The 25674-nt window shown below is 67.9% G+C and carries 23 protein-coding genes and 2 pseudogenes; 11 read left to right on the forward strand and 14 right to left on the reverse strand.

Going from position 1 to position 25674, the window contains the following annotated elements; translation table 11 throughout:
- Positions 1-288: 288 nt before the first annotated feature.
- The 8 genes from GFK26_RS15530 to GFK26_RS15570 form a co-directional block, all read right to left on the reverse strand.
- Positions 289-1488, reverse strand: coding sequence for a tyrosine-type recombinase/integrase (locus GFK26_RS15530; protein ID WP_153282729.1), 1200 nt, complete (start codon positions 1486-1488; stop codon positions 289-291).
- Positions 1489-2814: 1326 nt separating this feature from the next.
- Entirely contained in the window at positions 2815-4125 is a 1311-nt protein-coding gene (locus GFK26_RS15540; RefSeq protein ID WP_153282730.1) for an MSMEG_0569 family flavin-dependent oxidoreductase, read from the reverse strand.
- A 35-nt stretch (positions 4126-4160) separates the two neighbouring features.
- The gene (locus GFK26_RS15545; RefSeq protein WP_153282731.1) at positions 4161-4445 is read right to left on the reverse strand and encodes an MSMEG_0570 family nitrogen starvation response protein; all 285 of its coding nucleotides are present in this window, start codon (positions 4443-4445) and stop codon (positions 4161-4163) included.
- The gene (locus tag GFK26_RS15550) at positions 4436-5434 is read right to left on the reverse strand and encodes a sll0787 family AIR synthase-like protein (RefSeq protein WP_153282732.1); all 999 of its coding nucleotides are present in this window, start codon (positions 5432-5434) and stop codon (positions 4436-4438) included. The genes GFK26_RS15545 and GFK26_RS15550 overlap by 10 nt, the downstream gene beginning before the upstream one ends.
- Entirely contained in the window at positions 5431-5991 is a 561-nt protein-coding gene (locus GFK26_RS15555; protein WP_153282733.1) for an MSMEG_0567/Sll0786 family nitrogen starvation N-acetyltransferase, read from the reverse strand. Before GFK26_RS15555 ends, GFK26_RS15550 begins: the two co-directional genes overlap by 4 nt.
- A 2-nt stretch (positions 5992-5993) precedes the next feature.
- Complete coding sequence (locus GFK26_RS15560; RefSeq protein WP_153285978.1) at positions 5994-7076, reverse strand: MSMEG_0568 family radical SAM protein; 1083 nt, start codon at positions 7074-7076, stop codon at positions 5994-5996.
- Complete coding sequence (locus GFK26_RS15565; protein WP_153282734.1) at positions 7039-8085, reverse strand: Nit6803 family nitrilase; 1047 nt, start codon at positions 8083-8085, stop codon at positions 7039-7041. The genes GFK26_RS15560 and GFK26_RS15565 overlap by 38 nt, the downstream gene beginning before the upstream one ends.
- Positions 8086-8100: 15 nt before the next feature.
- Positions 8101-8583 (reverse strand): MSMEG_0572/Sll0783 family nitrogen starvation response protein, encoded by a 483-nt coding sequence (locus GFK26_RS15570; protein ID WP_153282735.1) that lies wholly within the window; start codon positions 8581-8583, stop codon positions 8101-8103.
- A 346-nt stretch (positions 8584-8929) separates the two neighbouring features.
- Between GFK26_RS15570 and GFK26_RS15575 the strand changes: the two genes are divergently transcribed.
- Positions 8930-10345 carry a PLP-dependent aminotransferase family protein gene (locus GFK26_RS15575; protein WP_153282736.1) on the forward strand — a complete coding sequence of 472 codons (1416 nt, stop codon included), beginning with the start codon at positions 8930-8932 and terminating at the stop codon, positions 10343-10345.
- A 254-nt stretch (positions 10346-10599) separates the two neighbouring features.
- Here the strand turns inward: GFK26_RS15575 and GFK26_RS15580 are convergent.
- Positions 10600-10782 (reverse strand): annotated as a pseudogene (locus tag GFK26_RS15580) (alpha/beta fold hydrolase); the annotation flags it as partial.
- A 228-nt stretch (positions 10783-11010) separates the two neighbouring features.
- On the opposite strand from GFK26_RS15580, the gene GFK26_RS34270 reads away from it, so the two are divergent.
- Positions 11011-11313, forward strand: a complete 303-nt coding sequence (locus GFK26_RS34270; protein ID WP_228122026.1) for a hypothetical protein — start codon at positions 11011-11013, stop codon at positions 11311-11313.
- Positions 11265-12800: an alkaline phosphatase D family protein gene (locus tag GFK26_RS15585; RefSeq protein ID WP_228122027.1), complete on the forward strand. Its 1536-nt coding sequence runs from the start codon at positions 11265-11267 to the stop codon at positions 12798-12800. The genes GFK26_RS34270 and GFK26_RS15585 overlap by 49 nt, the downstream gene beginning before the upstream one ends.
- 228 nt (positions 12801-13028) lie before the next feature.
- On the opposite strand, the gene GFK26_RS15590 is transcribed toward GFK26_RS15585, so the two are convergent.
- The 3 genes from GFK26_RS15590 to GFK26_RS15600 all read right to left on the reverse strand — a co-directional run bounded on the left by GFK26_RS15590 (position 13029) and on the right by GFK26_RS15600 (position 15517).
- Entirely contained in the window at positions 13029-13544 is a 516-nt protein-coding gene (locus GFK26_RS15590) for a hypothetical protein (protein ID WP_194274089.1), read from the reverse strand.
- Positions 13534-14484, reverse strand: a complete 951-nt coding sequence (locus GFK26_RS15595) for a universal stress protein (protein ID WP_153282738.1) — start codon at positions 14482-14484, stop codon at positions 13534-13536. Before GFK26_RS15595 ends, GFK26_RS15590 begins: the two co-directional genes overlap by 11 nt.
- A gap of 409 nt (positions 14485-14893) precedes the next feature.
- Positions 14894-15517 (reverse strand): TetR/AcrR family transcriptional regulator, encoded by a 624-nt coding sequence (locus tag GFK26_RS15600; RefSeq protein ID WP_153282739.1) that lies wholly within the window; start codon positions 15515-15517, stop codon positions 14894-14896.
- Between the two features lie 111 nt (positions 15518-15628).
- On the opposite strand from GFK26_RS15600, the gene GFK26_RS15605 reads away from it, so the two are divergent.
- Positions 15629-16438, forward strand: coding sequence for a siderophore-interacting protein (locus GFK26_RS15605; RefSeq protein WP_153282740.1), 810 nt, complete (start codon positions 15629-15631; stop codon positions 16436-16438).
- Positions 16439-16459: 21 nt separating this feature from the next.
- On the opposite strand, the gene GFK26_RS15610 is transcribed toward GFK26_RS15605, so the two are convergent.
- Positions 16460-17470, reverse strand: coding sequence for an AraC family transcriptional regulator (locus GFK26_RS15610; RefSeq protein WP_101489392.1), 1011 nt, complete (start codon positions 17468-17470; stop codon positions 16460-16462).
- 185 nt (positions 17471-17655) lie between these two features.
- Here GFK26_RS15610 and GFK26_RS15615 point away from each other — a divergent pair, with 185 nt between their 5' ends.
- The 5 genes and pseudogenes from GFK26_RS15615 to GFK26_RS15630 all read left to right on the forward strand — a co-directional run bounded on the left by GFK26_RS15615 (position 17656) and on the right by GFK26_RS15630 (position 22799).
- Positions 17656-18450, forward strand: coding sequence for an SDR family oxidoreductase (locus GFK26_RS15615; protein ID WP_153282741.1), 795 nt, complete (start codon positions 17656-17658; stop codon positions 18448-18450).
- A 55-nt stretch (positions 18451-18505) separates the two neighbouring features.
- A complete protein-coding gene (locus tag GFK26_RS15620; RefSeq protein WP_153282742.1) occupies positions 18506-19753 on the forward strand; it encodes a styrene monooxygenase/indole monooxygenase family protein in 1248 nt (415 codons plus the stop codon).
- A 13-nt stretch (positions 19754-19766) separates the two neighbouring features.
- Positions 19767-21002: pseudogene (locus tag GFK26_RS34590) on the forward strand (styrene monooxygenase/indole monooxygenase family protein); the annotation flags it as partial.
- Positions 21000-21500, forward strand: a complete 501-nt coding sequence (locus GFK26_RS34280; protein ID WP_228122069.1) for a flavin reductase family protein — start codon at positions 21000-21002, stop codon at positions 21498-21500. The pseudogene GFK26_RS34590 and the gene GFK26_RS34280, both read left to right, overlap by 3 nt.
- 51 nt (positions 21501-21551) lie before the next feature.
- Positions 21552-22799 carry a dienelactone hydrolase family protein gene (locus tag GFK26_RS15630; protein WP_153282744.1) on the forward strand — a complete coding sequence of 416 codons (1248 nt, stop codon included), beginning with the start codon at positions 21552-21554 and terminating at the stop codon, positions 22797-22799.
- A 19-nt stretch (positions 22800-22818) separates the two neighbouring features.
- On the opposite strand, the gene GFK26_RS15635 is transcribed toward GFK26_RS15630, so the two are convergent.
- Positions 22819-23895 (reverse strand): helix-turn-helix transcriptional regulator, encoded by a 1077-nt coding sequence (locus tag GFK26_RS15635; protein ID WP_153282745.1) that lies wholly within the window; start codon positions 23893-23895, stop codon positions 22819-22821.
- Between the two features lie 59 nt (positions 23896-23954).
- Between GFK26_RS15635 and GFK26_RS15640 the strand changes: the two genes are divergently transcribed.
- Both GFK26_RS15640 and GFK26_RS15645 read left to right on the forward strand, forming a co-directional pair.
- Entirely contained in the window at positions 23955-24941 is a 987-nt protein-coding gene (locus tag GFK26_RS15640) for a Bug family tripartite tricarboxylate transporter substrate binding protein (RefSeq protein WP_153282746.1), read from the forward strand.
- Between the two features lie 14 nt (positions 24942-24955).
- Positions 24956-25657 (forward strand): aspartate/glutamate racemase family protein, encoded by a 702-nt coding sequence (locus GFK26_RS15645; protein WP_153282747.1) that lies wholly within the window; start codon positions 24956-24958, stop codon positions 25655-25657.
- The last annotated feature ends 17 nt before the right edge of the window (positions 25658-25674 follow it).

Consider the following 25674-nt stretch of genomic DNA (forward strand, 5'->3'; position numbering starts at 1 on the left):
CCGGCAGGCGAGGCATTGACTCGGGTGTCGGGTTTCGCCCTGATTCTGTTGAAAAACTCGAGTGGCGCTCTCTTGGGCACATTTGCAGGGGTGGTCAAACCATTCCCTGGGCCGTGATCGTCAATCCTGGGTCGATCTGAGAGGTCGATTTTCGCCACGGTGCAGCGGTGAACGCTGCGACCGAGTTCTTCAACAGAATCGCCCTCAAAGCAGACATCGGTGGCTCCGAGGGCGACGACGGCAATCGCTGCATTGCGGTCACAGGCCTATGTCAAGCTAAGCGAGCGACTAGCTCTTGCGGCCTTCAATGAATGCGGCCCACGCGTCCATCATCTCTCGACGACGCTCTATGGCGTCACTGCGTCGATAGGCTTCCTCGGTCTTGTTCGCGATGACATGGGCTAGTGCCAATTCGGCCAGATCTCTCGGGAAGGTGGTGCGATCTCCTGCCCAATCCCGAAATGTGGAGCGGAACCCGTGCGGAACTGCCCCGACATCCATGCGCCGCAGGACAGCCGTTAGGCTCATATCCGACAGTGATTTCTTGTCCTTGGAGCCGGGGAAAACCAGGTCCGATTGGGCGCCTTGGGGCAGGGTCTCGAGCAATTTCACCGCCGCTTTGCTCAGCGGTACTCGGTGCTCCCGACCTGCTTTCATCCGCTCGGCGGGAACTGTCCATATGCCGGCTGTCACGTCCAACTCGGACCAGGTCGCGCCTCGCACCTCCCCTGAGCGCGCCGCGGTCAGGATGGCGAACTCCAATGCCCGGGCGGCCATACCTTCGCGTTGAGACAGGTCCCCAGTGAATGCAGGCATGTCATCGATCGGCACGGCCCGATGGTGCTGAACCTTTTGAATCTTCATTGGGGCGGCGAGCACCTTGTCCAGGTGGCCTTTCCAACGGGCCGGATTGTCACCCGTGCGGTACTTTCGCACCGTACCCCAGTCCAACACTGACTCGATGCGACCGCGCAGACGGGATGCTGTCTCGTTCTTCGTCTTCCAGATCGGCTCTAGGCACAGCAGTACGTGTTGCAAGTCGATGTCCTGCATCAGCATGTGACCGAGATATGGCGAAGCGTAGGTCTTGAGAGTGTTCTCCCACTGCTGACGATGCTTTGGGTTCTTCCACTCGTCTGCCTTGGACTTGATGAATTCCGCCACGCACCAGTTGAAGTCTTTTTCGGCAGCGCGACGGGCGAGCATGGCGCTACGTTGAGCGCGCTTGGAGGTGAGGGGATCGAAGCCTTGGCGCACGAGCTTGTGCATCTCCCTGGCTTTTTCGCGGGCCTCGGCCAAGCCGATCTCTGGAAAGGGGCCTAGCCCGAGGTCGCGACGCTGCTCGCCAACCATGATGCGCAGGATCCAGCCACGATGCCCTGAGGTGACACGCAGATGCAGGCCGGGAGCGCCACCAACGGCATGACGACCTTCGGCCTTGATGGCGGCTACGGCACGGGCTGAGAGTTCAGGGGCGATCTTGGGCAAAGGAGTTGTTCCGTCGAACTTTTCTTGTCCCACATTGTGCCCACATAAAACATTGGCCGTTGTGAGATCAAATCAGATTGTGTTGGACCGACTTGAAAAAAAGCCTTTTAAAATCAATGAGTTATGGACTTCATCGGATTCGCTCGGACGGTGGTTCTAGGGACGTCCACTCCGCCAGTTCCGACAAGGGTTAGCAGATTAGCGTCTGCTAACCCTTTTGTCTTTTTGGAATCTGATTCTTCGACTTTGGAATATGGCCACGCTGCGGGCGTCGCCTTCTTCGTCTGTCGACGGTCGTAGACGCGCGAGATCATCGCGCCATCCGTGTGCAGCGTGGCGTCTTGAGTGTCGGTGTGCAGCTACTGGGCCAGGACCAGTGCACCATGGCCTCGATGCTGGCCATCGGCGTGCTCTGCGACCGCCAGGACATCTACGACGAGGCGATCAGCTACTACAAGGCAGGCCAGGGCAACGGCGCGGGCCTGCAGGCGGTCTACTACGTGCATCCCGGCTACCTGGGGCAATGGCAGGAAAGCGGACGCGACCAGGGCCACTGCACGCTCGGCATCGGCCTTGCGGGCGCCTTGTGCGAGATGGCGTGGAACCAGGGCGACGACATCTACGCCTACGAGAACAGCCGCTTCCTGGCGGGCGCCGAGTACGTGGCGAAGACCAATCTTCGCGATGGCGCCGACGCCTTCTACACGATGCCCTACTTCACCAACGTCGACAAGCAAGGCAAGCAGTCCGAGCTGTCGATGGGAGCCCAGGGCCATCGGCGAGGCATCTGGGAAAGCGTGCACAACCACTATGCCAATCGCCTGGGCATCGCGACCCCCTACACCGCCTTGCAAGCCATCCAGATGCGTCCCGAAGGAGTCGGCGGCAAAGGCGACGAACTGGGCTTCGGCACGCTGACCTTCACGCGCGATCCGCTGCCGACCGCTGGACGGCCCAGCGGGTTGACCGCGCGCTTGCGCGGCACGCAGGTGGTGCTGTCATGGTGGGGCTGCACCGGTGCGCAGAGCTACTCGGTGCGCCGTGCGGACCAGCCCGGCGGCCCGTACCGCGAGATCGCATCGGGCATCACCGATGTGCTCACGTTCAACGACACCGCGCCCGGCGCGACCGGTGCGAACGGCGTGTACCACTACGTGATCGTCGCGGCTACCGCCTCGGGCGACAGCGCACCGTCCAGCGAAGCGCGCGTGTCCGTGACGCCCGAGCTGCTGCTGCAGTGGAAGCCCGATGGCGGCGCGCGCACGCCCGTCAGCCTTCCGACGGGCCTTGCGAAGAACGCAGCCGCTGCGCCACCTTCGCTCGCTGCTAAGCCGCGCGCAATTCGGCGACCGCAGCGGAGGCGCCGCCCGCGCGCTGTTCGTCCCGTCTTTGCACAATGGCCTGCGTCAGAAACTCCGCATCTCGTGCCACGCCCGAGAAGCGGCCCGACCCCCAGGTGTGCAGCCACGGCAGGCCCAGGAAGTACAGCCCCGGCACCCCTGTCACGCCGCGCTGATGGATCGGCGCGCCACGGCCGTTGAACACCGGCGCATCCACCCACTCGAAGTCGGGCGAAAAGCCGATGCACCAGACCACGCTCGTGATGCCCGCCGCCGCGAGGTCGAGCCGGGTGCGTTCCTCGGCCGGCTCCCACACGGGCGTGTAGACCGAGGGCGGCGGCGCCTCGATGCCTTGCGTCGCGATGAACTTGTCGATCGATGCGTTGATGCGGTTGTAGGTGGCGTCGGCGCTGTCGAGGTTCTCGCGCAGGTTGGGCTGCAACTCGAAGCTGCCGCCGTCGAAGCCGTTGAGCAAGCCGTAGAGTTCCATGCCTTCGAGCGCGAAGCGGCGCAGGTCGATGTCGCGCCCGCCGTCGCGTCCGGTCACGTAGTGGTTGGTGTTGTCGCGCACGCCTTCGCGCAGCGGGTGCTCGGTGACAGGCATGTCGTAGTACTTCATGTCGGCAAGCCAGTCGACCACTTCACGGCCGCGGTAGAAGCGCGCGCAGCGTGGCGCGTTGCCGGTGGCCAGGTGAACCTTGCGCCCGGCCAGGTGCAGGTCTTCGGCGATCTGCGCACCCGACTGGCCGCAGCCCACCACGAGCACCGCGCCATCGGGCAGCTGCGCTGCATTGCGGTACTGCGCCGAGTGGTACTGGGCGACGGTGGACGGCAGCTTCTCGGCCAGGCGCGGCACGATGGGGCGGTGGTAGCCGCCGGAAGCCACCACCACCTGGTCGGCGGTGTAGGTGCCCGCGTCGGTCTGCACGCTGAAGCGCTCACGCTCGCCGGCGCCGGGAACGCGCGAAACCCGTTCGACCGTCACGCCTTCGATGGCCGGCGCCTTCACATGCGCGACGAAACCCGCGAGCCATTCGTTGATCTGCTCCTTGACCATGAAGCCATGCGGATCGTCGCCGAGGTACCCCCAGCCCGGCAGCTGGCACTGCCAGTTGGGCGTGACCAGGCAGAACGAATCCCAGCGCTGGGTGCGCCAGCTGTGCACGAGGCTGCGCTTCTCGATCACGAGGTGGTCGACGCCGCGCTGCTGCAGGCAGTGGCTCAGGGAGAGGCCGGTCTGGCCGCCGCCGACGATGATGACGCTGTAGTGGCTGCGTCCGCCAAATGGATAGGACATGGGTCTTCTTTCTTTCTCTCTGGATGTAGGGCGCGTCAATCGACGGCGACGACGGTGACTTCGGCACCGGCGGTGGCGGTGAAGCGCGACGCGATGCGTTCGATCTCCGCCAGCTGGTCCATCGCCTGCGAACATGCGAAGCCATACTTGGCGCGCACGCGTTCGGAGGCGATGCCCAATGCCTCGCGCGAGCGCTGCAGGAAGTCTTCAAGCGCATAGCGTTCGCCGGGCACGAAGAACTCCTGCACCACGGAAGAGGGCGAGTAGCAGCGCGTTTCGCTGGCGTCGGGCCAGCGCACCTGGACGTGCATCACGGGCATGCGAGCGCCTCCTGCGGCGGCTGGATGAAGGCATCGCGGCCGAAGTCCCACAACAGCGCCTCGTTGCCGCCGGCCTGCAGCCGCACCTGCCGCGTGGCATCGACCTCGCCGACCACCGCGCAGGCGATGTCGCGCGCGGCGAAGCGGCCGAGCACCGGCGCCACCTGCGAAGGCGTCACGCTGAGCACGAAGCCGTAGCTCGGAAACGAAGAAAGCCAGCGCAGCAGCGGCACGCCTTCGGGCGTGGGCAATGCTTCGAGGTCGATGCGCGCGCCGACGCCCGAGCACTCCAGCAGCATCATCGCGGTGCCCACTGCGCCGGCCATGCTGATGTCCTTCGCGGCGCGACACAGGCCGTCTTCCGCGATGGAGGGCAGCAGTTCGAGGTCCGCACGCAGCCGCGCGGCCGGCGCCGTGGTCGATGCGTTCCAGTAGGGAAAGGGCTCTTCGTAAGCGCCGCGCAGGTCGGCCGCCATCACCAGCAGGTCGCCGGGCCTGGCATCGAAGCTGGTGAGCAGCTTGCGCGCATGGCCGAGGATCGCGACCGCCAGCTGCGGCCGTTCACTGCGGTTGTTGCTGTGGCCACCGACCACCGGCACGCCGTAGCGCACCGAGGCCTCGGCCATGCCGCGCAGCACCTCGTCGGCGGGGCTCATGCCGGTGCTCCACAGCGCGTCGACCACCGCCGTCGGGCGTCCGCCCATCGCATAGATGTCGCTCACGTTGACCATCACGCCGCAGTAGCCGGCGAACCACGGCATGCGCACGATGAAGTCTTCCACCATGCCTTCGATCGCGAACAGCAGGTAGCCACCATGGCCGTCGGGGATGGCCGCGCAGTCGTCGCCGATCGGCACGGCCTGCGCGAGCGCGGCATGGCCGCCCGGCAGCGAGCGGCCGAGGGCCGACACCACGTCGCTGATGTCGCGCTTGTGGGCGAAGCCGCGCGTGGCGCGCAAGGCTTCGGCGATGGCGTGGACATCCGTCATGACAGCACCTTCGCGCGCGTGACGAAGCCGCTCACCGGGTCGTGGCAGGGCGGGTAGAAAGCGAGGCCCGCCTGCATGCGTGCGTGCGGGCGGCCGTGGATCGATGTCTCTTCCAGCGTCTTCCAGCCCAGCTTCTGGAACAGCGGCACGTTCTGCATCTGCACCTGCGCGAAGAATGCATCGCAGCCCAGCGCATGGGCGCGCGACACCGCCAGGCGTATCAGGGTCGCGCCCAGGTGGCCCTGGCTGCGGAACGCGGGATGCACCGCGAGGCGGGAGCCCCACCATTCGCCCGGCGCCTCGCCGCGGTGGGTGCGCACCGTGCCCACCACCTGCTCGGGCATGCCGGCGTTGCACGACATGGCAACCAGAAGCTGCGCATGGTCGTCGATGGCGTCGCGGTCGTCGCGCGCGAAGATGCCCTGCTCGATGCAGAACACCGCCCGACGCAGCGCCATGGCTTCGTCGCGTTCCCATTGCTGGGCCGCTTCGCGTACCAGGTATTCGACCGGCGCGTAGTGCGGGTCGAGCCCGCAGAGGTCGTCGATGCACAGCATGCTCAGCCTTCGCTTTCTTTTTCGTAGACCGACAGCGACGAGCACGCGCCGCACTTGCCGCAGCCGGCCTTGATGTCGGCGGAGCGCAGGCCCGCGGCCACCACGCGTTCGCCGAGCGGCGCGAGCAGCGACTTCATGAACTCCGGAGAAGGCGCGGGATGGTCTTCGAGCGGCGTGCCGCTGATCGGCACGAAGGGCACGACGAAGGGGTACACCCCGCGCGCCAGCAGCTGGTCGCAGGTCTCGAGGATGGCTTCGCGCGTGTCGCCCAGCCCGGCCAGGATGTAGGTGCTGACCTGTCCGCGCCCGAACACGCCCACGGCCGCCTCGAAGGCGCTCATGTAGCGCGAAATGGGCACGCTGGCCTTGCCCGGCATGACGCGTTCGCGCACCTCGGGCGTGACCACTTCGAGGTGCATGCCCAGCGTGTCGATGCCTGCGGCCTTCATGCGGTGGAACCACTGGTCGTCGTCGGGCGGCTCGCACTGGCCCTGGATCGGAAGGTCGATCGCGGCCCGGATCGCGAACGCGCTCTCGCAGAGGATGGCCGCGCCGCGGTCGGTGGTGTTGGGCGTGCCGGTGGTCATCACCATGTGCTTCACGCCGTCGAGCAGCACGGCCGCGCGTGCGACTTCGGCGAGTTGTTCGGGCGTCTTGCGCGCGATGGTGCGGCCGGCCGCGAGCGACTGGCCGATCGCGCAGAACTTGCAGCTCTTCTTGCGGCTCTCGTAGCGGATGCAGGTCTGCAGCACGGTGGTGGCGAGCACGTCGCTGCCGTGCAGCGTGGCGATGTGCGAGTAAGGCACGCCGTCGAAGGTCTGCATCGCATAGAAGCGCGGCTGCTTCGGAAAGCTGATGCGCGCAATGGGAATGCTGCCGCGCATCACGCGGCTCATGCCTGCCGCATCGGGCGCCTCGGCCGTGAACGGCGAATGCCAAGCGCTCGAGGTGTGGACCGGCACCATGATCGTGTGGCCGTCCACCGTCACGGCCTTGTGGTCCGACGGGCCTGCGCCGCCGCGGCGGCTCGAGACACCGGCCGAGGGATCAACCAGCCGCAACCCGAAGGACTGGAGCTCGGTCATCAGCTGCCGGCTGTCCGGCTGTGTCGTCGTTGCGGTCATGGTCGGGGCTCCGTTGATCTAGAAGTTGCGTGAGATGCATCGGCACAGTGGTCTGCGCCGGCCGGTCGTTGATGGCGAGCGACAGCAGCTCGGGCCGCGCGTAGTGGCCGACCGAATCCATCATTCGCTTGCGCTTGGCGATCAGCGCCATGTCCAGGTCGGCGATCACCATGCCTTCGCCCTCGGTGAGCGGCGGCGCAAGGTGCTTGCCCTCGGGCGAGACGATGGCGGTGTGGCAGCCGCCGCGCAGCGCCTTCTGCAGATTGGCATCGGGCGTGACCGAGCGGATCTGTTCGTCGGTGAGCCAGCCGGTGGCGTTGACCACGAAGCAGCCCGACTCGAGCGCATGGTGGCGGATGGTCACTTCCATCTGCTCCGCGAAGATCGGGCCGACCAGCGAGCCGGGAAACTGCGCGCAGTGGATCTCTTCGTGCTGCGCCATCAGGGCGTAGCGCGCGAGCGGGTTGTAGTGCTCCCAGCAGGCCAGCGCGCCGACGCGGCCGACGGCGGTGTCGACCACCTTCAGGCCCGCGCCGTCGCCCATGCCCCAGACCATGCGCTCGTGATAAGTCGGCGTGATCTTGCGGCGCTTGAGCGCCAGCGTGCCGTCGGCGTCGAACACCAGCTGTGTGTTGTAGAGGCTGCCGTGGTCGCGCTCGTTCACACCGAGCACCACCACCATGCCGTGATGCCGCGCACGCTCGGCCACGGCCTGCGTGACCGGGCCGGGCACGACCACCGCACGCTCGGCCAGCCGCAGGTGCGGCGCGCCCTGCAGCACCGGCGGCAGCACGAAGCTGAAGTAGGGGTAGTAGGGCACGAAGGTCTCGGGGAATACTGCCAGCTGCACGCCCTTGGCGGCAGCCTCGTCGATGGCGCCGCACACCCGCTCGAGGGTGCCGTCGGGCCGTTCGAAGTCGGGCGCGATCTGGATCGCCGCGGCACGCACGATGCGGGGTGGGGAAGCCATCGCTCGGGTCCTGCCTTACAAGGTCCAGGTGTCGAGGATGACAGCGCCGGCCTTCTTGTGCAGCAGCACGAGGTCGAGCACGTCGAGCGGGTTGATCGGCGTGATGCCCTCGATGAGCGCGCCCTCGCCATGGCCGTACAGCGCCTGCAGTGCGAAGCGGCAGGCGTAGACCTTGCCGCCTTCTTCCATGAACTTGACGATCTGCTTGTTGAAGTTCTGGTGGCCGGGGAAGGCCTCGTCGCCCAGCGTCGGAAAGCCGCGCTGCACGCCCAGCGTCACGCCGGGGCCGTACAGCAGCACCGAAGTCTCGTAGCCCTTGCGGCGCAGCCGCGTGGCCTGCAGCAGGTTGACGAACCCGATCGAGCCTTCGAAGGCTACGGTGTGGAAGGTGACGAGTGCCTTCTCGCCGGGCTCGGCCTTGACGTCTTCGAACACCTTCTCCTCGTAGTCGACGAGGAACTCGCCTTTCTCGTTGCGGGGGCGGGTGACTTTGGGCATGGGGTACTCCGGTTGAAAAGGGAATGAACGCAGGTCTTGCGTGCCTTTCTCTTTGCAGGCGATGTGCCAGCGCCCGGCGCGGCGCATGCGATCAACGCGCGATCAAATCGCCCCGGTGCGGCCTGCGCGCCGGAAAACTTTTTTCGACCGCACGAAAAGACCCGCGCGAAGGGGGCCGCCGGGGCCTCGCCTGCACCGGGAAGACGCATCTGCCATGCGATCAATGCACCCGATCAACGGGGTTGATCGCACCTGATCGAGGCATCCGGCCCCTCTGGCGCGGGCGCGATTCCTGCGTGCCTGATCGGTGGCCCGATGCGATCAATGGATGCAATCAACTTTGCCGATGACCACGATCACCACCCACTGGCGCAAGCAGCTGCGCAACACCACCAAGCCGGCCTACCTGCTGCTGGCCGACCTGATCGCCGACGACATCAAGACCGGTCGCCTCGTCGTGCGCGACCGGCTGCCCACCTTGCGCGAGCTGGCGGCAGACCTGGCGCTCAACTACACGACCGTGGCGCGCGGCTATGCCGAAGCGCGCAAGCGCGGCCTGATCGATTCGCGCGCCGGCACCGGCACCTTCATCCGTTCGGGCAGTCCGAGCCTGCGGCTGCGCGGCGGCAGCGGCGCCGAGATGACGATGAACATGCCGCCCGAGCCCGACGACGCCCACCTGATGGCGCGCATGCACGACAGCGCGAGCCGGGCCTTCGCGCAGGCCGACCTGCACGACCTGATGCGCTACCAGGACTTCGGCGGCACCGCGCACGACCGCGAGGCGGCAAGGCACTGGCTGCGCCCCTTCGTGCCCGATGCGGGCATCGACCGCATCCTCGTGTGCCCCGGCATCCACAGCGTGCTCACCGCGCTGTTCTCCCAGCTGGCGAGGCCTGGCGAGCTGATCTGCGTGGAGTCGCTCACCTATCCGGGCGTGAAGGCCGTCGCGGCGCAACTGGGCGTGCAGCTGCACGCGCTGCAGCTCGACGACGACGGCCCCATTGCGGATGCCTTCGAGCACGCCTGCAAGACGCTCAAGCCCAAGGCGCTGTACTGCAACCCGACGCTGCTGAACCCGACCGCGGGCACCGTGTCGCGCGCGCGGCGCGAGGCGCTGGCAGACGTGGCGTTGCGCTATGCCATTCCGATCATCGAGGACGATGCCTACGGCATGCTGCCGCGCCAGACGCCCGCCGCCATCGCCACGCTGGCGCCCGCGCTCACCTACTACGTGAGCGGGTTCTCCAAGTGCTTCGGCGCGGGGCTGCGCAGCGCGTACGTGTGTTCACCGACGGTGGTGCAGTCGCAGCGCCTGGCCGGCGCGATGCGGGCCACCACCGTCATGGCCTCGCCGATCACCAACGCACTGACCACGCTGTGGGTCGAGGACGGCACCGCCGAGGCCATGCTGCAGGCGGTGCGCGGCGAATCGATGGCGCGGCAGGCGCTGGCCGCGCGCCATCTCGGCGACAGCGGGCTGCAGGCGCATCCCGAGGGCTTCCATGCCTGGCTGCCGTTGCCGTCGGGCTGGAGCCCGGTGGAGTTTGCGTCCTACCTGCGCACGCAGAACGTCGGCGTGGTAGCGAGCGCGGCCTTTTCCACCGACGGCGATCCGCCCGAGGCCGTGCGCATCTGCCTGGGCGGCCCGATGACGCGGGAGCAATGCGACCAGGCCCTGCGGCTCATCGCCGACACGCTGGCGCATCCGCGGCACCCTCACGCAACGGTGCACTCGTTTGCAGGGGCTGAGCGCCTGTAGGGCTTGCGCCGTCCGCGGTACCTCCTGCCTCAGTTCACCAGTCCTTGCAATCCATCAGCGCGATCCAGGTGCCAGATGTGTCCGAGCAGCGTCTGCGCACGGAGGCACCGATCAGCGGTCCCGACAGCAGATCCATCTTGGTTCTCCTGGGTTGGTTCGACGTTCATGCTCGTCGAGTTCTGCTGTTCGTGCCCCGCAGGGCGCGCAAGGTCCCTCTCGCGACCCTGCTGTTCCCATGTCGCGTCGGCTTCGCGCTAGCCCAGGAAGTTGACCAATGCCGGAATCACCTGCTCGGGCGCCTCTTCCATCAACCAGTGTCCGGAGCCTTTGACGATGACGCCCTGCACGTTGGTCGCGACCATCTTTCCCTGCTCGATCAGGAAGGCTCCGCCGGCCTTTTCACCAGAGAGCACCAGCATCGGCATGGGAGCGGGAGTCATGGAGCTTTGCCCGCGTGAGGAAAGTGCGCAGGCTGTAGCCGACAAGTTCGGCGTGTGCCGTCCAACGCTGTACAACTGGCAGCGCGCGGCGTGCGCTGCTGTCTGACGCGTGCATCGGTGGACGCCTACGATAGAAACCAAAGCATTCACATTCAATGGCGCCCGACGTCGAAATGGAAATGAGGCGTGCCGTACGTCTCGCCTTCGGCGGATCAGGAGACTGCCATGCGCACTCAGGATGACAAGAAGAACGACGAGGCAAGCCGTCTCGCTCATGACGGCGGCATCGATCCCCAGCAAGCGCTGACCGGCACCACCCGACGCTCGCTCCTGCGCAGCGCGGTGCTGTTCGCGATGTTCTCGGGCAGCGGCATCAGCTTGACCGGCTGTGGCGGCGGTGGTGGCGGAGGAGGAGGGGCTTCGGCATCGGTGGTGGTGGTGGTGGTGGTGGTGGCAGTCCGCCCGATGGCTCCGGCTCGGTGTTCAAGCACGGCATCGCGAGCGGCGATCCGTTGTCCGACCGCGTGATCCTCTGGACCCGCGTGACGGCGCCCGCACCGGGCACCTTCAACGTCGAGTGGGAGGTGGCCAGCGACGAGCGCTTCGGCATCATCGTTGCGCGCGGCACCGCGAGCACCGGCCCCGAGCGCGACTACACGGTCAAGGTGGATGCCGTCGGCCTCCAGCCCGCCAGCACCTATTTCTATCGCTTCGTGATGGGCAACGAGAACTCGCCCATCGGCCGCACCAAGACGCTGCCGGTGGGCGGTGTATCGCAGGCCAAACTGGCGGTGGTGTCCTGCTCCAACTTCCCCAGCGGCTATTTCAATGTCTATGCCGACATTGCCCGGCGCACCGACATCGACGTGGTGCTGCATCTGGGGGACTACATCTACGAGCACGGCCGGGTGGGTTATGCGTCTCAGCTTGCGATCGCCATCGACCGAGAGTCGGTACCCGGCCACGAGATCCTGACGCTCGCGGACTACCGCCTGCGCCATGCGCAGTACCGTACCGACAGCGATCTGCGCGCCCTGCATGCGCGGCTGCCCATGATCGCGGTGTGGGACGACCACGACCTGGCCGACAACGCGTGGTCAGGCGGGGCAGAAAACCACGACGAAGCAACCGAGGGCAGCTTTGCCGCACGGCGCGCGGCTGCCGTTCAGGCCTACCACGAGTGGCTGCCGACGCGGCTGCCCGATCCAGCCAACCCGCTGCAGGTCTATCGCTCGTTCGACATCGGCACCCTGGCGTCGATGCACATGCTCGACACCCGGCTGATCGGCCGCGACAAGCAGGTCACGCTCCAACAGTATTTGGACGGCGAGGCTGCCGCCCCGACGCGGCAGCTGCTGGGCCAGCCGCAGGTGGACTGGCTGTCCGCGCGCATGGCCGCATCGGCCGGCACATGGCAGGTGCTCGGCCAGCAGGTGCTCATGATGCGCATGGCCATCCCCTTGAGCATCGCGACCGACTTCAACCTCGAGACGCTGACCGCCTACCTGACGGCGCTGGCGCTTCCGGATGCCGCGCGCAGCGACAGCCAGCGGGCCCTGATCGCGCAGCAGAAGGTGCCCTACAACCTGGACGCCTGGGACGGCTACCCCGCCGCCCGCGACACCGTGCTTGCGATGGCGCGCAGCCAGGGCAAGAACCTTATCTCGTTGGCCGGCGACACGCACAACGCCTGGGCCGGGAACCTCACCGACCCCTCGGGGCAGCGGGTCGGGGTGGAATTCGGAACCTCCTCGGTGTCGTCCCCCGGCTTCGAGCGGGCGCTGCCGCTGATTGCCAACAACCTGCTGTCCGATGGCTTCCTGCGCATGATCGACGACCTGCGCTACGCCGAAACCAGCAAGCGCGGCTATGCCGTGCTGACGCTGACGCCAGCCGAAGCACGTTGCGACTACATCGAGATCAGCACGGTGTTCAGCCGCGACTATGCAGTGCGGACGGCCGCCACGCTGCGCACGTTGCCGGGTGTCGGTAACCTGCAGGTGCTCGCGGCCTGAGCGTCCACAGCGCCGCTTGCCAGCGCGGCTGCATCCGCAGCGCCTTGTATGGTTGAGGCGCTGGCGCGAATTTTCCCGGGTACGCACCGGTCGCGCGCAAGGGGTCCGAGAACTTCTCGGTCATTTCGAAGTCGAGGATCAAGGTCTTGTCGGTCATGCCGCGAATCTAGCGGCGTCACCGACAAACCGGCGACGGGGTTGGTGGGAAGAGACGGGCCGAGAAGCCCTTCACGCCATCCCGTACCGCAGCAACCAGTTCCAGATCACCGCCGACCCGTTCGACATCTCGAGTGCAGCCTTCGCATAGCCCATGAGATCGGCGAGCCGCACCTCGGCGCGGATCACGACGTCGTGACGCTGAAGGTCTTCTTCGCGCACATCGGCCTGGCGGCGATCGAGTTCGTCGCGCAGCACCGTGGCGTAGGCCCGCGGGCTCTTCAATCGCAGGAACATGATCGGCTCGACCACCGCGTCGAGCTCGGGATCGACGAAGGTGTGGATCTCGGGATCGCGCGACACGACCTGGTCGCCGTGCGCGTCCCTGATGAGCTGCTGGGCCTGTTCGAGCGCAGCTTCGTTCGCCGCGTAGATCCGGCCGCCGCGTCCTTCGCAGATGAAGATGTACTGGTCGGGCCGCGAGAGCCAGTCGACCGGTCCGCGCTCGGCGAAGACAGCCAGGCCTTCGGCACCGGGCAGCAGCGACTGGCGCAGCGGGTACTTGATGAGTGGGTCTTCAGCGAACATCTTGCAGCTTCCTCGAAATGACGGCCGGTTGGGTGTCGGCGCGTCGATCACCAGGCGCCACCAGCACGTCGCCCGTGGCCCAGCACAGCACGCGCTGCGCGACGCTACCGAACAGGAAATCGGTGAACGGATTCGCGCGGCGCTTGCCGACCACGAGCAGCTCGGCGCGCGCATGCTGTTGCTGCACCGTGGCCTGCCGCGCCGGGTCGCCGCGGCCGATGGCCGAGAGCACGCGGTTGCGCCGCGCGCTCGACGAGTCGGTCAGCGAGAAGAGTCGCTCGCGCGCCTGCCGCATGCTGTCGTGGCGGTAGGTCTTGATGGCGTGGTCCGACACCTCGGCATAGCGCAGCTTGCTTTCGTGCAAGGTGTTGAGCGCATGGAACAGCTCCAATGCGGCATTCGGATCGAGCCCATGGGCCAGGCTCACGAGTTCGCGCGATGCGGGTGTGAAGTCGACGGCCACCAGGATGCGGCCGTAGCGCAGGCGCGTGTCGAGCCGCGTCACGAGCACCGGGCAGCGCACCTGCCGCAGCAGGCGCTCCACGGGCTGGCCGCTGAAGAAGGCGCCGGGCGAACGATCACGCTCGTGGCTCAGCACCACGAGGTCGACATACCGGGCCTCGTCCACGATCTGCGCGAGGCCGCCGCTCGGCCCTGCGACCTGCTTGACCAGCACATCGAAGCGCGAAGCCATCGACCGGGTCAGCCCTGCGAGCGCGGTTGCCGCTTCGGCGTGCGCGAACGGCGCGAAATCCGCGGGCGCGTACATGAGCTTCAGCAGCGCGCCGTGTTCGGCGGCGAGCAGGGCGGCGCGCTCGACCGCGCGGTTGCCGCGTGCCGAGAGATCGGTGACGGCAAGGATGGATTGAAAAGAAGGCGTGTTGGACGAGACGCCGCCGCCGGGAAGCACGTGCTCCCGCTGAACCTGATGGTGATGCATGACGCACTCCAGTCGAACGCGACCCCGGATGAGGGGGGCGCAGCCGCGCGGGGCAGGTGCCCGGCGGTCGATGGTTTGCGCTGAAAGAGAAAGGAAAGAGGTGGACCGCCGGGCTCAGGAATGTGCGGGCGTCTGCTGAGCCGCCGCTGTCATCCACGCGAACACCGGCGTGTAGCCGCCGGAGCGGGACGTCAAGGTGTGGAGGGAGGGCTGGGCGTTCATGCCAAGGAGTCTAGGCCAGATGCGTGCAGATCCGATCAGTACCCGCACGATCCTTGCCAGATTGGAAGGGCGCCGCGCACCGCGTGCGCGGGCCGGCTTCCCCTTTTTTGTTCTCATTTGTCATGTGCAAGGGGAGACGTGTTTCCGTGTCCCCGGTCTTCCTGGAGGTTCACGCATGAGATTCAACCTAGCGCCCCGTCGGGCCGCAGAGATAGCCCATGAGCGCATCGACGATCGAGGCCTCGAGGGCAGCGGGCTCGAACTGCGCGGGCGGCTCGATGACGGCCGCATGCACCAGCGTTTCCATGATCTGCAGCACCACCCAGGTGGCGAGGTCGAGGTTGCGCGGCGCGAGCTCGGCGCGGTGCTCGTCCAGCAGCTGGCGCACGCGCCGGAAGATGTCGTGGTCGGCTGCGCTCTCTTCGCGCGGCGCATCGAAGAAGGGGAACTCCTTTTCGAGCACGCGATGCAGCTCGGGATACACCGCATGCGCCGCGAGCAGCGCACGCACCACGGCCTGCACACGCCCGCGAAGGCTGCGCGCGCGCGACGTGGCCAACACTTCCTCGATGGCCGCGTACATCTGTGCGGCGTGCCGCTCGTGCAGCGCCGTGATCAGCGAGTCCTTGTTCGGAAAGTACTGGTAGAGCGAGCCCACGCTCACGCCGGCGCGTTCGGCGACCACGTTGGTGTTGGTGCCGGCATAGCCCCGCTCTCCCAGAACGCGAGCCGTGGCTTCCAGAATGACCTCGACCATCTGCTGGGAGCGCGCCTGGCGCGGCGCCTTTCTTGGCTGGGGAAGGGATTTCATCGGGCGTTCCGAATGCGAGTTTTCAATGCGAGTGAAGGCTCGTATTCTAAGAAGAGCCGAGCAAATGCTCGCATTCAAGAGTTTCCCCCCATTCGAATCGACATACAGACAATGAACGCCAATGCCTCCGAGGCCCACGCGCCGCATGCGTTGCCTTCTTCCTTTCCGCTCCTGCAGCCGATCGCTGCGGTCCCACCCGAACGGGGCACGCGGCTGAAAGCCCATGTCCTCCGGTGCAGCCTCGTGACGCCGCACATGCGCCGCATCACACTCGGCGGCCCGGACGTCGCGGCCTTCCTGCGCCACGCGGCAGCCGACCAACCCGGCGCCTGGGTGAAGGTGTTCGTGCCCGGCGGCGAAGGGCGGGCCTACACCCTTCGCCGCATCGACCGCGTCGCCGCCACGCTCGAGCTGGACTTCGTGCTGCACGGCGACAGCGGCCATGAAGGCCCGGCCTCGGCCTGGGCGGCGCGGGCGCAACCCGGCGAATGTATCGGCTTTGCCGGGCCGCGCGACGGCGGCTTTGCGCTCCCGGACGATGCGCGCTGGGTGATGCTGGCCGGCGACGCGACCGCGCTGCCCGCGATCCAGTCGATTGCCGCGAGCCTCGGGCCGGAGATCCGCCTCAAGACCTATGTCGAAGTGCCCACGGCCGCCGATGTGCAGGAGATCCGCAGCCAGGCCGTGCTGCGCACCTGCTGGCTCACCGGCGATCCGGCCGAGCCGGGGCTGGCGCTGCAGCAGCAGCTGATGCACCGCCCGCAGCCGGCGGGGCCGGGCTACATCTGGCTGGCGGGTGAGTCCGGCGTGGTGCGCACCTTGCGCGCCCATTTCCTGAACGACCAGGGCCTGGCGCGCACGCGGCTGACCGCCAAGGGCTACTGGAAGCACGGCGAAGCCGATCACCGCGACCGGGCCTGAGCCCGACGCGCACCGGCTGGGTCAGTGCTCGGCCGGTGCGTGGCGCGTGCGCGTGTCCGACGGCCGCTCGCCGAAGCGCGCGCGGTACTGGGCCGCGAAATGGCCCAGATGCAGGAATCCGTACTTCTGCGCCACGTCGCGCACGCCCGTCTGCGTGGACGCGGCCTGCAGTTCGGTGCGCACGCGGTCCAGCCGCAGCTCGCGCAGGAACTCCATCGGTCCCTGGCCCGCATGCTGGCGGAACGCGAGCTGCAGGGCGCGTGCGCTGCAGCCGGCCTCGCGGCACACGTCGGCCAGCGACAGCGGCTGCTCGGCGTGCGCGGCCATGAACTCCTGCGCCTTGCGCACCGCGCGCGGCAGCAGGTGGCGCTGCGCGTCACCGGCGAGCGCGCGCGAGTGGTTGTGGCCCGCTGACATCAGCAGGCTCGACATCAGGTACTCCTCGGCATGCTCGGCCAGGCGCCCGCCGCCTTGCAGCGCATTGCCGGCATCGAGCGTGAGCCGCAGGTAGTCGATGAAGTGCACCAGCGGCGCGAGCGCGGGGTTGTCCAGCGGCACGCCGAGGTCGAACACCAGGTGCTGGCGCACGGGCGCCTGCAGCAGCGCTTCGAGCCGCGACAGCAGCGCCGCGCGCGCGATGCGCACGATCAGGTGCGGGCTGTCGTCGGCCCAGCGCATCGACAGCAGTTCGGTGGGCGAGGGCAGCGAGGCGATGCGCGGCGTGGCTTCGACCTGCTGGCCGCCGCAGCGGATGTCGGCGCCGCCGCGCAACGGAATCTGCAACAGGAAGAAGTCTTGCAGGTAGCCCGGGTCGATCTGCACGCCGGGGCCGTACTGCACGTAATTGAGGCTCACGTCGCGGTGCAGGCGCGCGCTGTGGTGGCAGGCGTCCAGTTCGGTGCGCGGGCGCAGCATCGTGAGGCCATGCGGGCAGAACACGCGGGCCACGCTCTCGCGTGCCTCGTCCATGTCGTGGCTCTCGAACAGGCGGTAACGCTGCAGCGGCAGCCGTGGGGCGGTGGCGGTTTCCATAGGGAAGCGGAGTGACCCTAGCAAAAAGCCTTCCAGCCCACAATTCGGGCCGTCCCTTGGCACCTGTGTAAAAAACCTGCGCGGCAGGGACAGCCCCTGCGTTTTCGGGATCGGCCGGCGAGGCCTTCCGCTCTACCTTTGGCCCATTCGCCGAACCGGCGATTCAACCGAGGAGAGCAAGCGTCATGTTCAAGGGTCTCGAAGGCAAGAGCGCCATCGTCACGGGTGGCTCGACATTGATAGGCGCCGGCGTGGTGCGCGCCTTCCACGCGGCGGGCGTGAAGGTGGTCATCGCCGACATCGACGCCGACAAGGGCCAGCCGCTGGCCGACGCGCTCGGCGCAGGCGTGCGCTTCGTGCGCACCGACATCACCGACGACGCGCAGGTAAAAGCCTGCGTCGACGAGGCCGCCACCCGCCACGGCGGCGTGGACTTTCTCGTCAACCTGGCCTGCTCGTACGTGGACGACGGCTTCAAGTCGCCGCGCGCCGACTGGCTCACTTCGTTCAACGTGAACGTGGCCAGCGCCGTCGCGATGCTGCAGGCGGTGCACCCGCACATGGTCGCGGCCGGCGGCGGGGCGGTGGTCAACTTCACCAGCATCTCGTCGCGCGTGGCCCAGACCGGGCGCTGGCTCTACCCCGTGAGCAAGGCCGCGATGGCGCAGCTCACGCGCAACATGGCGATGGACCTCGCACCCGACCGCATCCGCGTGAACAGCGTCTCGCCGGGCTGGACCTGGTCGGCCGTGATGGACCAGCTGACGGGCGGCGACCGCGCGCGCACCGACCGCGTGGCCGCGCCCTACCACCTGCTCGGGCGCGTGGGCGACCCCGACGAAGTGGCACAGGTGGTGCTGTTCCTGTGCTCCGGGCACGCGAGCTTCGTCACCGGTGCCGACTACGCGGTGGACGGCGGCTACGCCGCCATGGGCCCTGAGCAGGCCGTGCCGGCCATTCCCCGCTTGATGGAACCCTGAGGCCCATCGGCAACAGAACACCACCCCCACGAGACAACCAAAGAAGGAGCAAGCCATGAAGCGAATCGCCATCGTCGGCGCAGGCCAGTCGGGCCTGCAACTGGGACTCGGTCTGCTGGACGCAGGCTACGAGGTCACCATGTACAGCAACCGTTCGGCGGACGACATCCGCCACGGCAAGGTCATGTCGAGCCAGTGCATGTTCCACACCGCGCTGCAGGTCGAACGCGACCTGGGGCTCGATCAGTGGGCCAACGACTGCCCCACGGTCGATGGCATCGGCTTTGCCGTGCCGAACCCCGAGCAGAAAGGCGCCAAGGCCATCGAATGGGCGGCGCGGCTGAACTCGAGCGCGCAGTCGGTCGACCAGCGCGTGAAGGTGCCGGCGTGGATGGCGCAGTTTCAGCAGAAGGGCGGCGAGCTGGTCTTCAAGGACGCCGGCATCGACGACCTCGAAGCCTGCACCCGCAGCCACGACCTCACGCTGGTGGCCAGCGGCAAGGGCGAGATCTCGAAGCTCTTCGAGCGCGATGCCGCCAAGTCGACCTACGACCAGCCGCAGCGCGCGCTCGCGCTCACCTACGTGAAGGGCATGCGCCCGCGCACGCCGTTCTCGGCCGTGTGCTTCAACCTGATTCCGGGCGTGGGCGAGTACTTCGTGTTCCCGGCGCTCACCACCACGGGCCCGTGCGAGATCATGGTGTTCGAAGGCGTGCCGGGCGGCCCGATGGACTGCTGGGCCGACGTGAAGACGCCGCAGGAGCACCTGGCGCGCAGCAAGTGGATCCTCGACACCTTCACGCCCTGGGAGGCCGAGCGCTGCGCCGACATCGAACTCACCGACGACAATGGCATCCTCGCTGGCCGCTTCGCGCCCACCGTGCGCAAACCGATTGCCACGCTGCCTTCGGGCCGAAAGGTGCTCGGCCTGGCCGACGTGGTGGTGCTCAACGATCCGATCACGGGGCAGGGCTCGAACAACGCGGCCAAGTGCGCCGACACCTACCTGAAGAGCATCCTGGCGCGCGGCGACGGCGCGGCCGATGCGCCGTGGATGCAGCAGACCTTCGACCGCTACTGGTTCGGCTACGCGCAGTGGGTCACGCGCTGGACCAACATGCTGCTCGCACCGCCGCCGCCGCATGTGCTCAAGCTGCTCGGCAGCGCCGGCGCCGTGCCGCCGATGGCCAGCGCCATCGCCAACGGCTTCGACGACCCGCGCACCTTCTTCCCGTGGTTCGCCGATCCGCAAGAGGCCGACCGCTACCTCGACACCTGCACTGCCGCTGCGGCAGCGGCGTAGGCGGAGCCAGCGCATGACACGACGCGTGGCCATCGTCGGCGCCGGCCAGTCCGGCATGCAGCTCGCCCTGGGCCTGTTGGCCAAGGGATACGCGGTGACGGTGTACGCGAACCGCACGGCGCAGGAAATCTTCGACGGGCCGGTGATGTCGAGCCAGTGCATGTTCGAGACCGCGCTGCAGACCGAGCGCGAACTGGGGCTCGACAGCTGGGCCGACACTTGCCCGCTCGTCGAAGGCATCGGCATGTCGGTGCGCAGCCCCGAGGGCCACCGCGCCATCGCGTGGGAAGCAAAGCTCGACGGCCCCGCGCAGTCGGTCGACCAGCGCCTGAAGATCGCTGCGTGGATGCAGCTGTTCGAAGCGCGCGGCGGCCGTCTCGTGCACCAGGACGCCGACCTCGACACGCTGGAAGACTGTGGGCGCACGCACGACCTCGTGGTCGTCGCGAGCGGCAAGGGCGAGATCTCGGCGCTGTTCCCGCGCGACGCCGCGCGTTCGCCGTTCGACCAGCCGCAGCGCGCGCTCGCGCTCACCTACGTGAAGGGCATGCGCCCGCGCGATTCCTTTTCGGCCGTGAGCTTCAACCTCATTCCGGGTGTCGGCGAGTACTTCGTGTTCCCCGCGCTCACCACCAGCGGCCCGTGCGAGATCATGGTGTTCGAAGGCGTGCCCGGTGGTCCCATGGACTGCTGGGACGACGTGAAGACGCCGCAGGAGCACCTGGCGCGCAGCAAGCAGATCCTCGCCACCTTCCTGCCCTGGGAGGCCGAACGCTGCACGCACATCGAGCTGACCGACGACCACGGCGTGCTGCGCGGCCGCGTCACGCCCGTGGTGCGCCACCCGGTCGCCACGCTGCCTTCGGGCCGTCAGGTGCTGGGGCTCGCCGATGCGGTGGTGCTCAACGACCCGATCACGGGGCAGGGTTCGAACAACGCGGCCAAGGCGGCCGACATCTACCTCAAGCGCATCCTCGAGCACGGAGACGCGCCCTTCGATGCCGCATGGATGCAGCAGACCTTCGACCGCTACTGGGAAGGCTATGCCCGCTGGGCCACCGACTGGACGCACAGCCTGCTCGCGCCGCCCACGCCGCACCTGCAGAAGCTGCTGCAGAGCGCCACGCACATGCCCGCGGTAGCGAGCGCGGTGGTCAACGGCTTCGACGATCCGCGCAACTTCGCGCCCTGGTGGTTTGACGCGGCCGAGGCCGACCGCTTTCTTGAAACGAAGGCGCGCGAAGCGGTGGTCGACCGCTTCGACCGGCGCGACTTCCGCAAGGCGCTCGGCCAGTTCAGCACCGGCGTCACGGTCATCACCACGCGCGCGCTCGACGGACGCCGCGTCGGCATGACGGCCAACTCGTTCTCGTCGGTGTCGCTCGATCCGCCGCTGGTGCTGTGGAGCCTCGCGCGGCAGGCGCCCAGCGTGGCCGACTTCACCGGCGCGAGCCACTTCGCGATCAACGTGCTGGCCGCGCCGCAGCACCACCTGTCGCGCCAGTTCTCGACGCCACAGGCCGACAAGTTCGGCGGCGTCGATTGCTGCGAAGGCACGGCCGGCGTGCCGCTGCTCAACGGCGTGCTCGCGCGCTTCGTGTGCCGCAACGTGCGGCAGTACGACGGCGGCGACCACCTGATCTTCATCGGCGAGGTCGAAGGCTACGAACGCTTCGACGGCGAGCCGCTGGTTTTTCACTCGGGCTACTACCAGGTCACGACGCGCCATCCGGAATGCGTACAGTGAGCACCTGGTTCCCCACGTCCACCTTTCAGCATTGAACGGAGTCACACACCCATGCAGAACAAGGCATCCCCATCCTCGTCGCAAGACATCCGCATCCAGGCCGCCGACGGCAGCGGCAGCTTCGGCGCCTACCTCGCCCTGCCGCGCGGCGGCACCGGCCCGGGCCTGGTGCTTGCGCAGGAAATCTTCGGCGTCAACAAGACCATGCGCGACGTGGCCGACTACTACGCCGAGGAAGGCTACGTGGTGCTCGTGCCCGACCTGTTCTGGCGCCAGGAGCCCGACGTGCAACTGGGCTATTCGCCCGACGACTGGCAGCGCGCCTTCGCGCTCTACCAGGGCTTTGACGAAGCGCTCGGCATGCAGGACATGCAGGCCGCGATCACCGCGCTGCGCCAGCGCCCCGAGGTGCCCGGCGGCAAGGTCGGCGTGCTCGGCTTCTGCCTGGGCGGCAAGCTCGCCTACCTCGCGGCCTGCCGCACCGACGCGGATGTGGCGGTGGGCTACTACGGCGTGGGCATCGACGCCGCGCTCGACGAGGCCGACCGCATCCGCTGCAAGCTGGCGCTGCACGTGGCCGAGCTCGACGGCTTCTGCCCGCCCGAAGCGCGCGACCGCATCGTGCAGACCCTGCGCGGGCGGCCGAACGTCGAGGTGCACGTGTACCCCGGTGTCGACCATGCCTTCGCGCGCGTCGGCGGCGAACACTTCCATCGTGCCTCCGCCCTCATGGCGCACGAGCGCAGCGTGGCCGCGCTGAAGTCGGCCATCGGCCCGAACTACGACCTGGCGGCGCTGTGGGACAAGCACTGCGAGTACGAGTTCGGCACCCGCAACGTCGACGACACCATGGGCACCATGGTGGCCGAGCCCTACGTGAACCACATCCCGACCATGACGGGTGGCGTGGGCTACAAGAACCTGCACGCGTTCTATACGAACCACTTCGTCAACAGCAACCCGCCCGACACCTCGCTGGTGCCGATCTCGCGCACCGTGGGCGCGACGCAGGTGGTCGACGAGATGCTGTTCTGCTTCACCCACACCACCGAGATCCCGTGGATGCTGCCCGGCGTGGCGCCCACCGGCAAGCGCGTGGAGATTCCGCTGCTCGCGGTCATCAAGTTCCGCGGCGACAAGCTCTACCACGAGCACATCTATTGGGACCAAGCGAGCGTGCTGGTGCAGGTGGGCCTGCTCGACGCGGCGCTGCTGCCGGTGGCGGGCGTGGAAACGGCACGCAAGCTGCTCGACGAGACGCTCCCGTCGAACATGCTGCTGACACGCTCGCGCGGCTGAGTCGCTTTGCGGTGATTCTTCAGGCGCCGCTGTTGGCCGGCGGCGCCTGCTGCAAGCGGTAGTCGCGCGGCGCCACGCCGTGCTGCTTGCGGAACGCCGCCGTGAAGCGGCCGTGGCATTCCCATCCCGCCTCGGCCGCGATGGCCTGCACGCTGAGTTGCGTGTCGCGCAGCAGCCGTGCGGCCAGTGCCAACCGCTCGGCCACGAGCAGGCCGTAGACCGTCGTGCCCTCGGCTTCCTTCACATGGGCCTGCAGCCGCGTGGCGCGCAGGTCGAGCCGCTGCGCAAGCGCATCGACCGTCCAGGCCTGCCCCGGCGCTTCACCGAGCAGTGCGCGCAGCCTGCGCACTGTCTGCGCGGCCGCACCGCCGTGGGTGTCTTCTGAGCGCGCAGGACGCAGCAGTTGTTCCAGGTCGAGCAGCACGCAGGTCAGCAGCTCGGTCGCACGCGCATGGAACAGCGGCACGAAGGCCGGCCGATCGGAAGGCTCGTCGCCGATGCGCGCCAGGCAGTCGCGCACGCGCGGCGTGAGCGCCGCATTGCACAGCACCCGGCCGTCGTCGCGTTCGACCAACTCGCTCATCTGCCGCGCGGGCAGCCGCACGCCCAGCGCATGCAGCCAGCGCGGCAGCAGGTCGCGTCGCAGGCGGAACTGCACGAAGTTGTTGCGACAGGCGCCCGGAATGTGGATCAGGTAGCCGCCGTCGCGGTTCGGCGTGCGCAGCAGCGCGCGGTCGACGCGGAAGTCGAGCGGTCGGCCTTGCGCGCTGCCGATCTCGCCCGTGACGTGGCCCGCGAGAAAGAAGGTCAGCAGCAGCTCGTTGCCGGGCGCCAGCTGCACGTGCAGGTCGTCGTTCAACCTGAAATCGAAGTACAGCGCGCTCGCGCCCTCCCAGGGCATGGTGCGCAGCCGCAGGATGCGGCCGCCGTCGTCGGGCCAGCGCACCTCGCGGCTCGCGCCATCGTGCAGGGCCGGCAGCGCGAGCGGGCGGTCGGTGGGCAGGCGGATCAGCGCGGCGTTGAAATCGTCCTCGCGCAGCGCGGCGGCCGTGAAGGGCGAGGGCTGGATCGGCACAGTCTGCGATGGGATCGGCATAGAAAACCCTGACAGGCGGCGTTAGCGTTGCAACACTTTGGTTTGAACGGAGTTTATGGATGAATGCTCGACGTGTCTGCCGGTTTCTGGGGCTCCTGGCGGCCCTCGCCGCGGGGTGGGTGCCGGCGCTTGCCGGTGCGCAGAGTGCCTGGCCTTCGCGGCCGATTCGCCTCGTCGTGCCCTTTGTGGCGGGCGGCGGTGCCGACGTGGCCGCGCGGCTCATCGCGGCCAAGCTGCAGGTGCAGCTGGGTCAGCAGGTGGTGGTCGACAACAAGCCGGGCGGCAACACGCTGATCGGCGCGCAAGAGATCATGAAGGCCCAGCCCGACGGCTACACGCTGCTGTGGTCCATCGACCAGACCTTCGTGCTCAACCCCTCCCTCTATAACCGGCTGCCCTACGACCCGAGGAAAGACTTCACGCCGGTGGCGCTGGCCATCACCTCGCCCACGGCCGTCATTGCGCGCACCCAACCAGGCAGCGTGGGCGACGTGCATGAGCTGGTGAAGCGTGCCAAGGCCGACCCCGGAAAGATCAACATCGGCGCGGCCGCGATCCTGTCGCAGATGGCGCTCGAAGAGTTCAACCGCAGTGCTGGCATCGAGACCACGCGCGTGCCCTACAAGGGCAGCGCCGAAGTGGCGCAGGCCACCATCGCGGGCGACATCGACGCCGCCTTCGACGGCATGGCGCCCTATGTGCAGTTCGTGAAGGCGGGGCGCGCGAAGATCCTGGCCGTCACGTCGGCCAAGCGCTTCTCGGGCCTGCCCGACGTGCCCACGCTCGACGAGCTGGGCTACAAGGGCGTCGACTTCTCCGTGTGGTTCGGCGTGGTCGGCCCGGCCGGCCTGCCGCCCGAGATCGCCCAGCGCGTGAGCGACGGCGTCGACTGGGCGATCCGCCAACCCGACGTGGTCGAGAAGCTGCTGGTGTTCGGCTTCGAGCCGGCCGCGCAGACCAGCGCAGCAGCACTCAAGGGCCGCATCGACAGCGACCTGGTGCGCTACAGCCCGGTGATCCGCAGGCTCGGCTTCAAGCTCGACTGAGAAGGGTGCGCGTCATGAAAACCGCGGGCCTGATCGGAGGCGTCGCGTGGCCTTCCACGCTCAGCTACTACCGCTTGTTGAACGAGCACATCCAGCGCGAACTCGGCGGCCTGCACTCGGCCCGCTGCGTGATCGTGAGCCTGGACTTCGCCGGCGTCATCGCCGCCATGACCGAAGGGCGCCGCGACGATGCGCGCGCCCAGATGGAAACCGCTGCGCGCCAGGCCCGCGCGGCCGGCGCGGAACTCATCGCCATCCTTGCGAACACCGGGCACTTCGCAGCCGACGCGGTGCAGGCGGCGGCGGGCGTGCCGCTGGTGCACGTGGCGCGTGAAACCGGCGACGAGATCGCGTCGCGCTTCCCGTCGATGCGCCGCCTTGGCCTGCTGGCCACGAGCTTCGCGCTCGACGCGCCGTTCTTCGGCCAGATGCTGGGGGAGGGCGCGGGCTTCGAGCTGGTGCTGCCCGACGCCGCGCAGCGGCGCACGCTCGACGCGGCCATCTTCGGACCGCTTGCGCGCGGCGAGGCCAGCCCCGCCGACGCCGCTGTCATCTCGATGCTGTGCAACGCGCTCGTGGCGCGTGGCGCGCAAGGCATCGTGCTGGGCTGCACCGAGCTGAGCGCCGTGAAGCCCTGGATCGCCTGCGCCGCACCGCTGTTCGATTCCACCGACATCCACGCCCGCGCCATCGCGCGCGAGATGACCCGGGCCTGATTTCAATTCCACACAGA

It is taken from the genome of Variovorax paradoxus, from assembly GCF_009498455.1.
Lineage (GTDB): Bacteria > Pseudomonadota > Gammaproteobacteria > Burkholderiales > Burkholderiaceae_C > Variovorax > Variovorax paradoxus_H.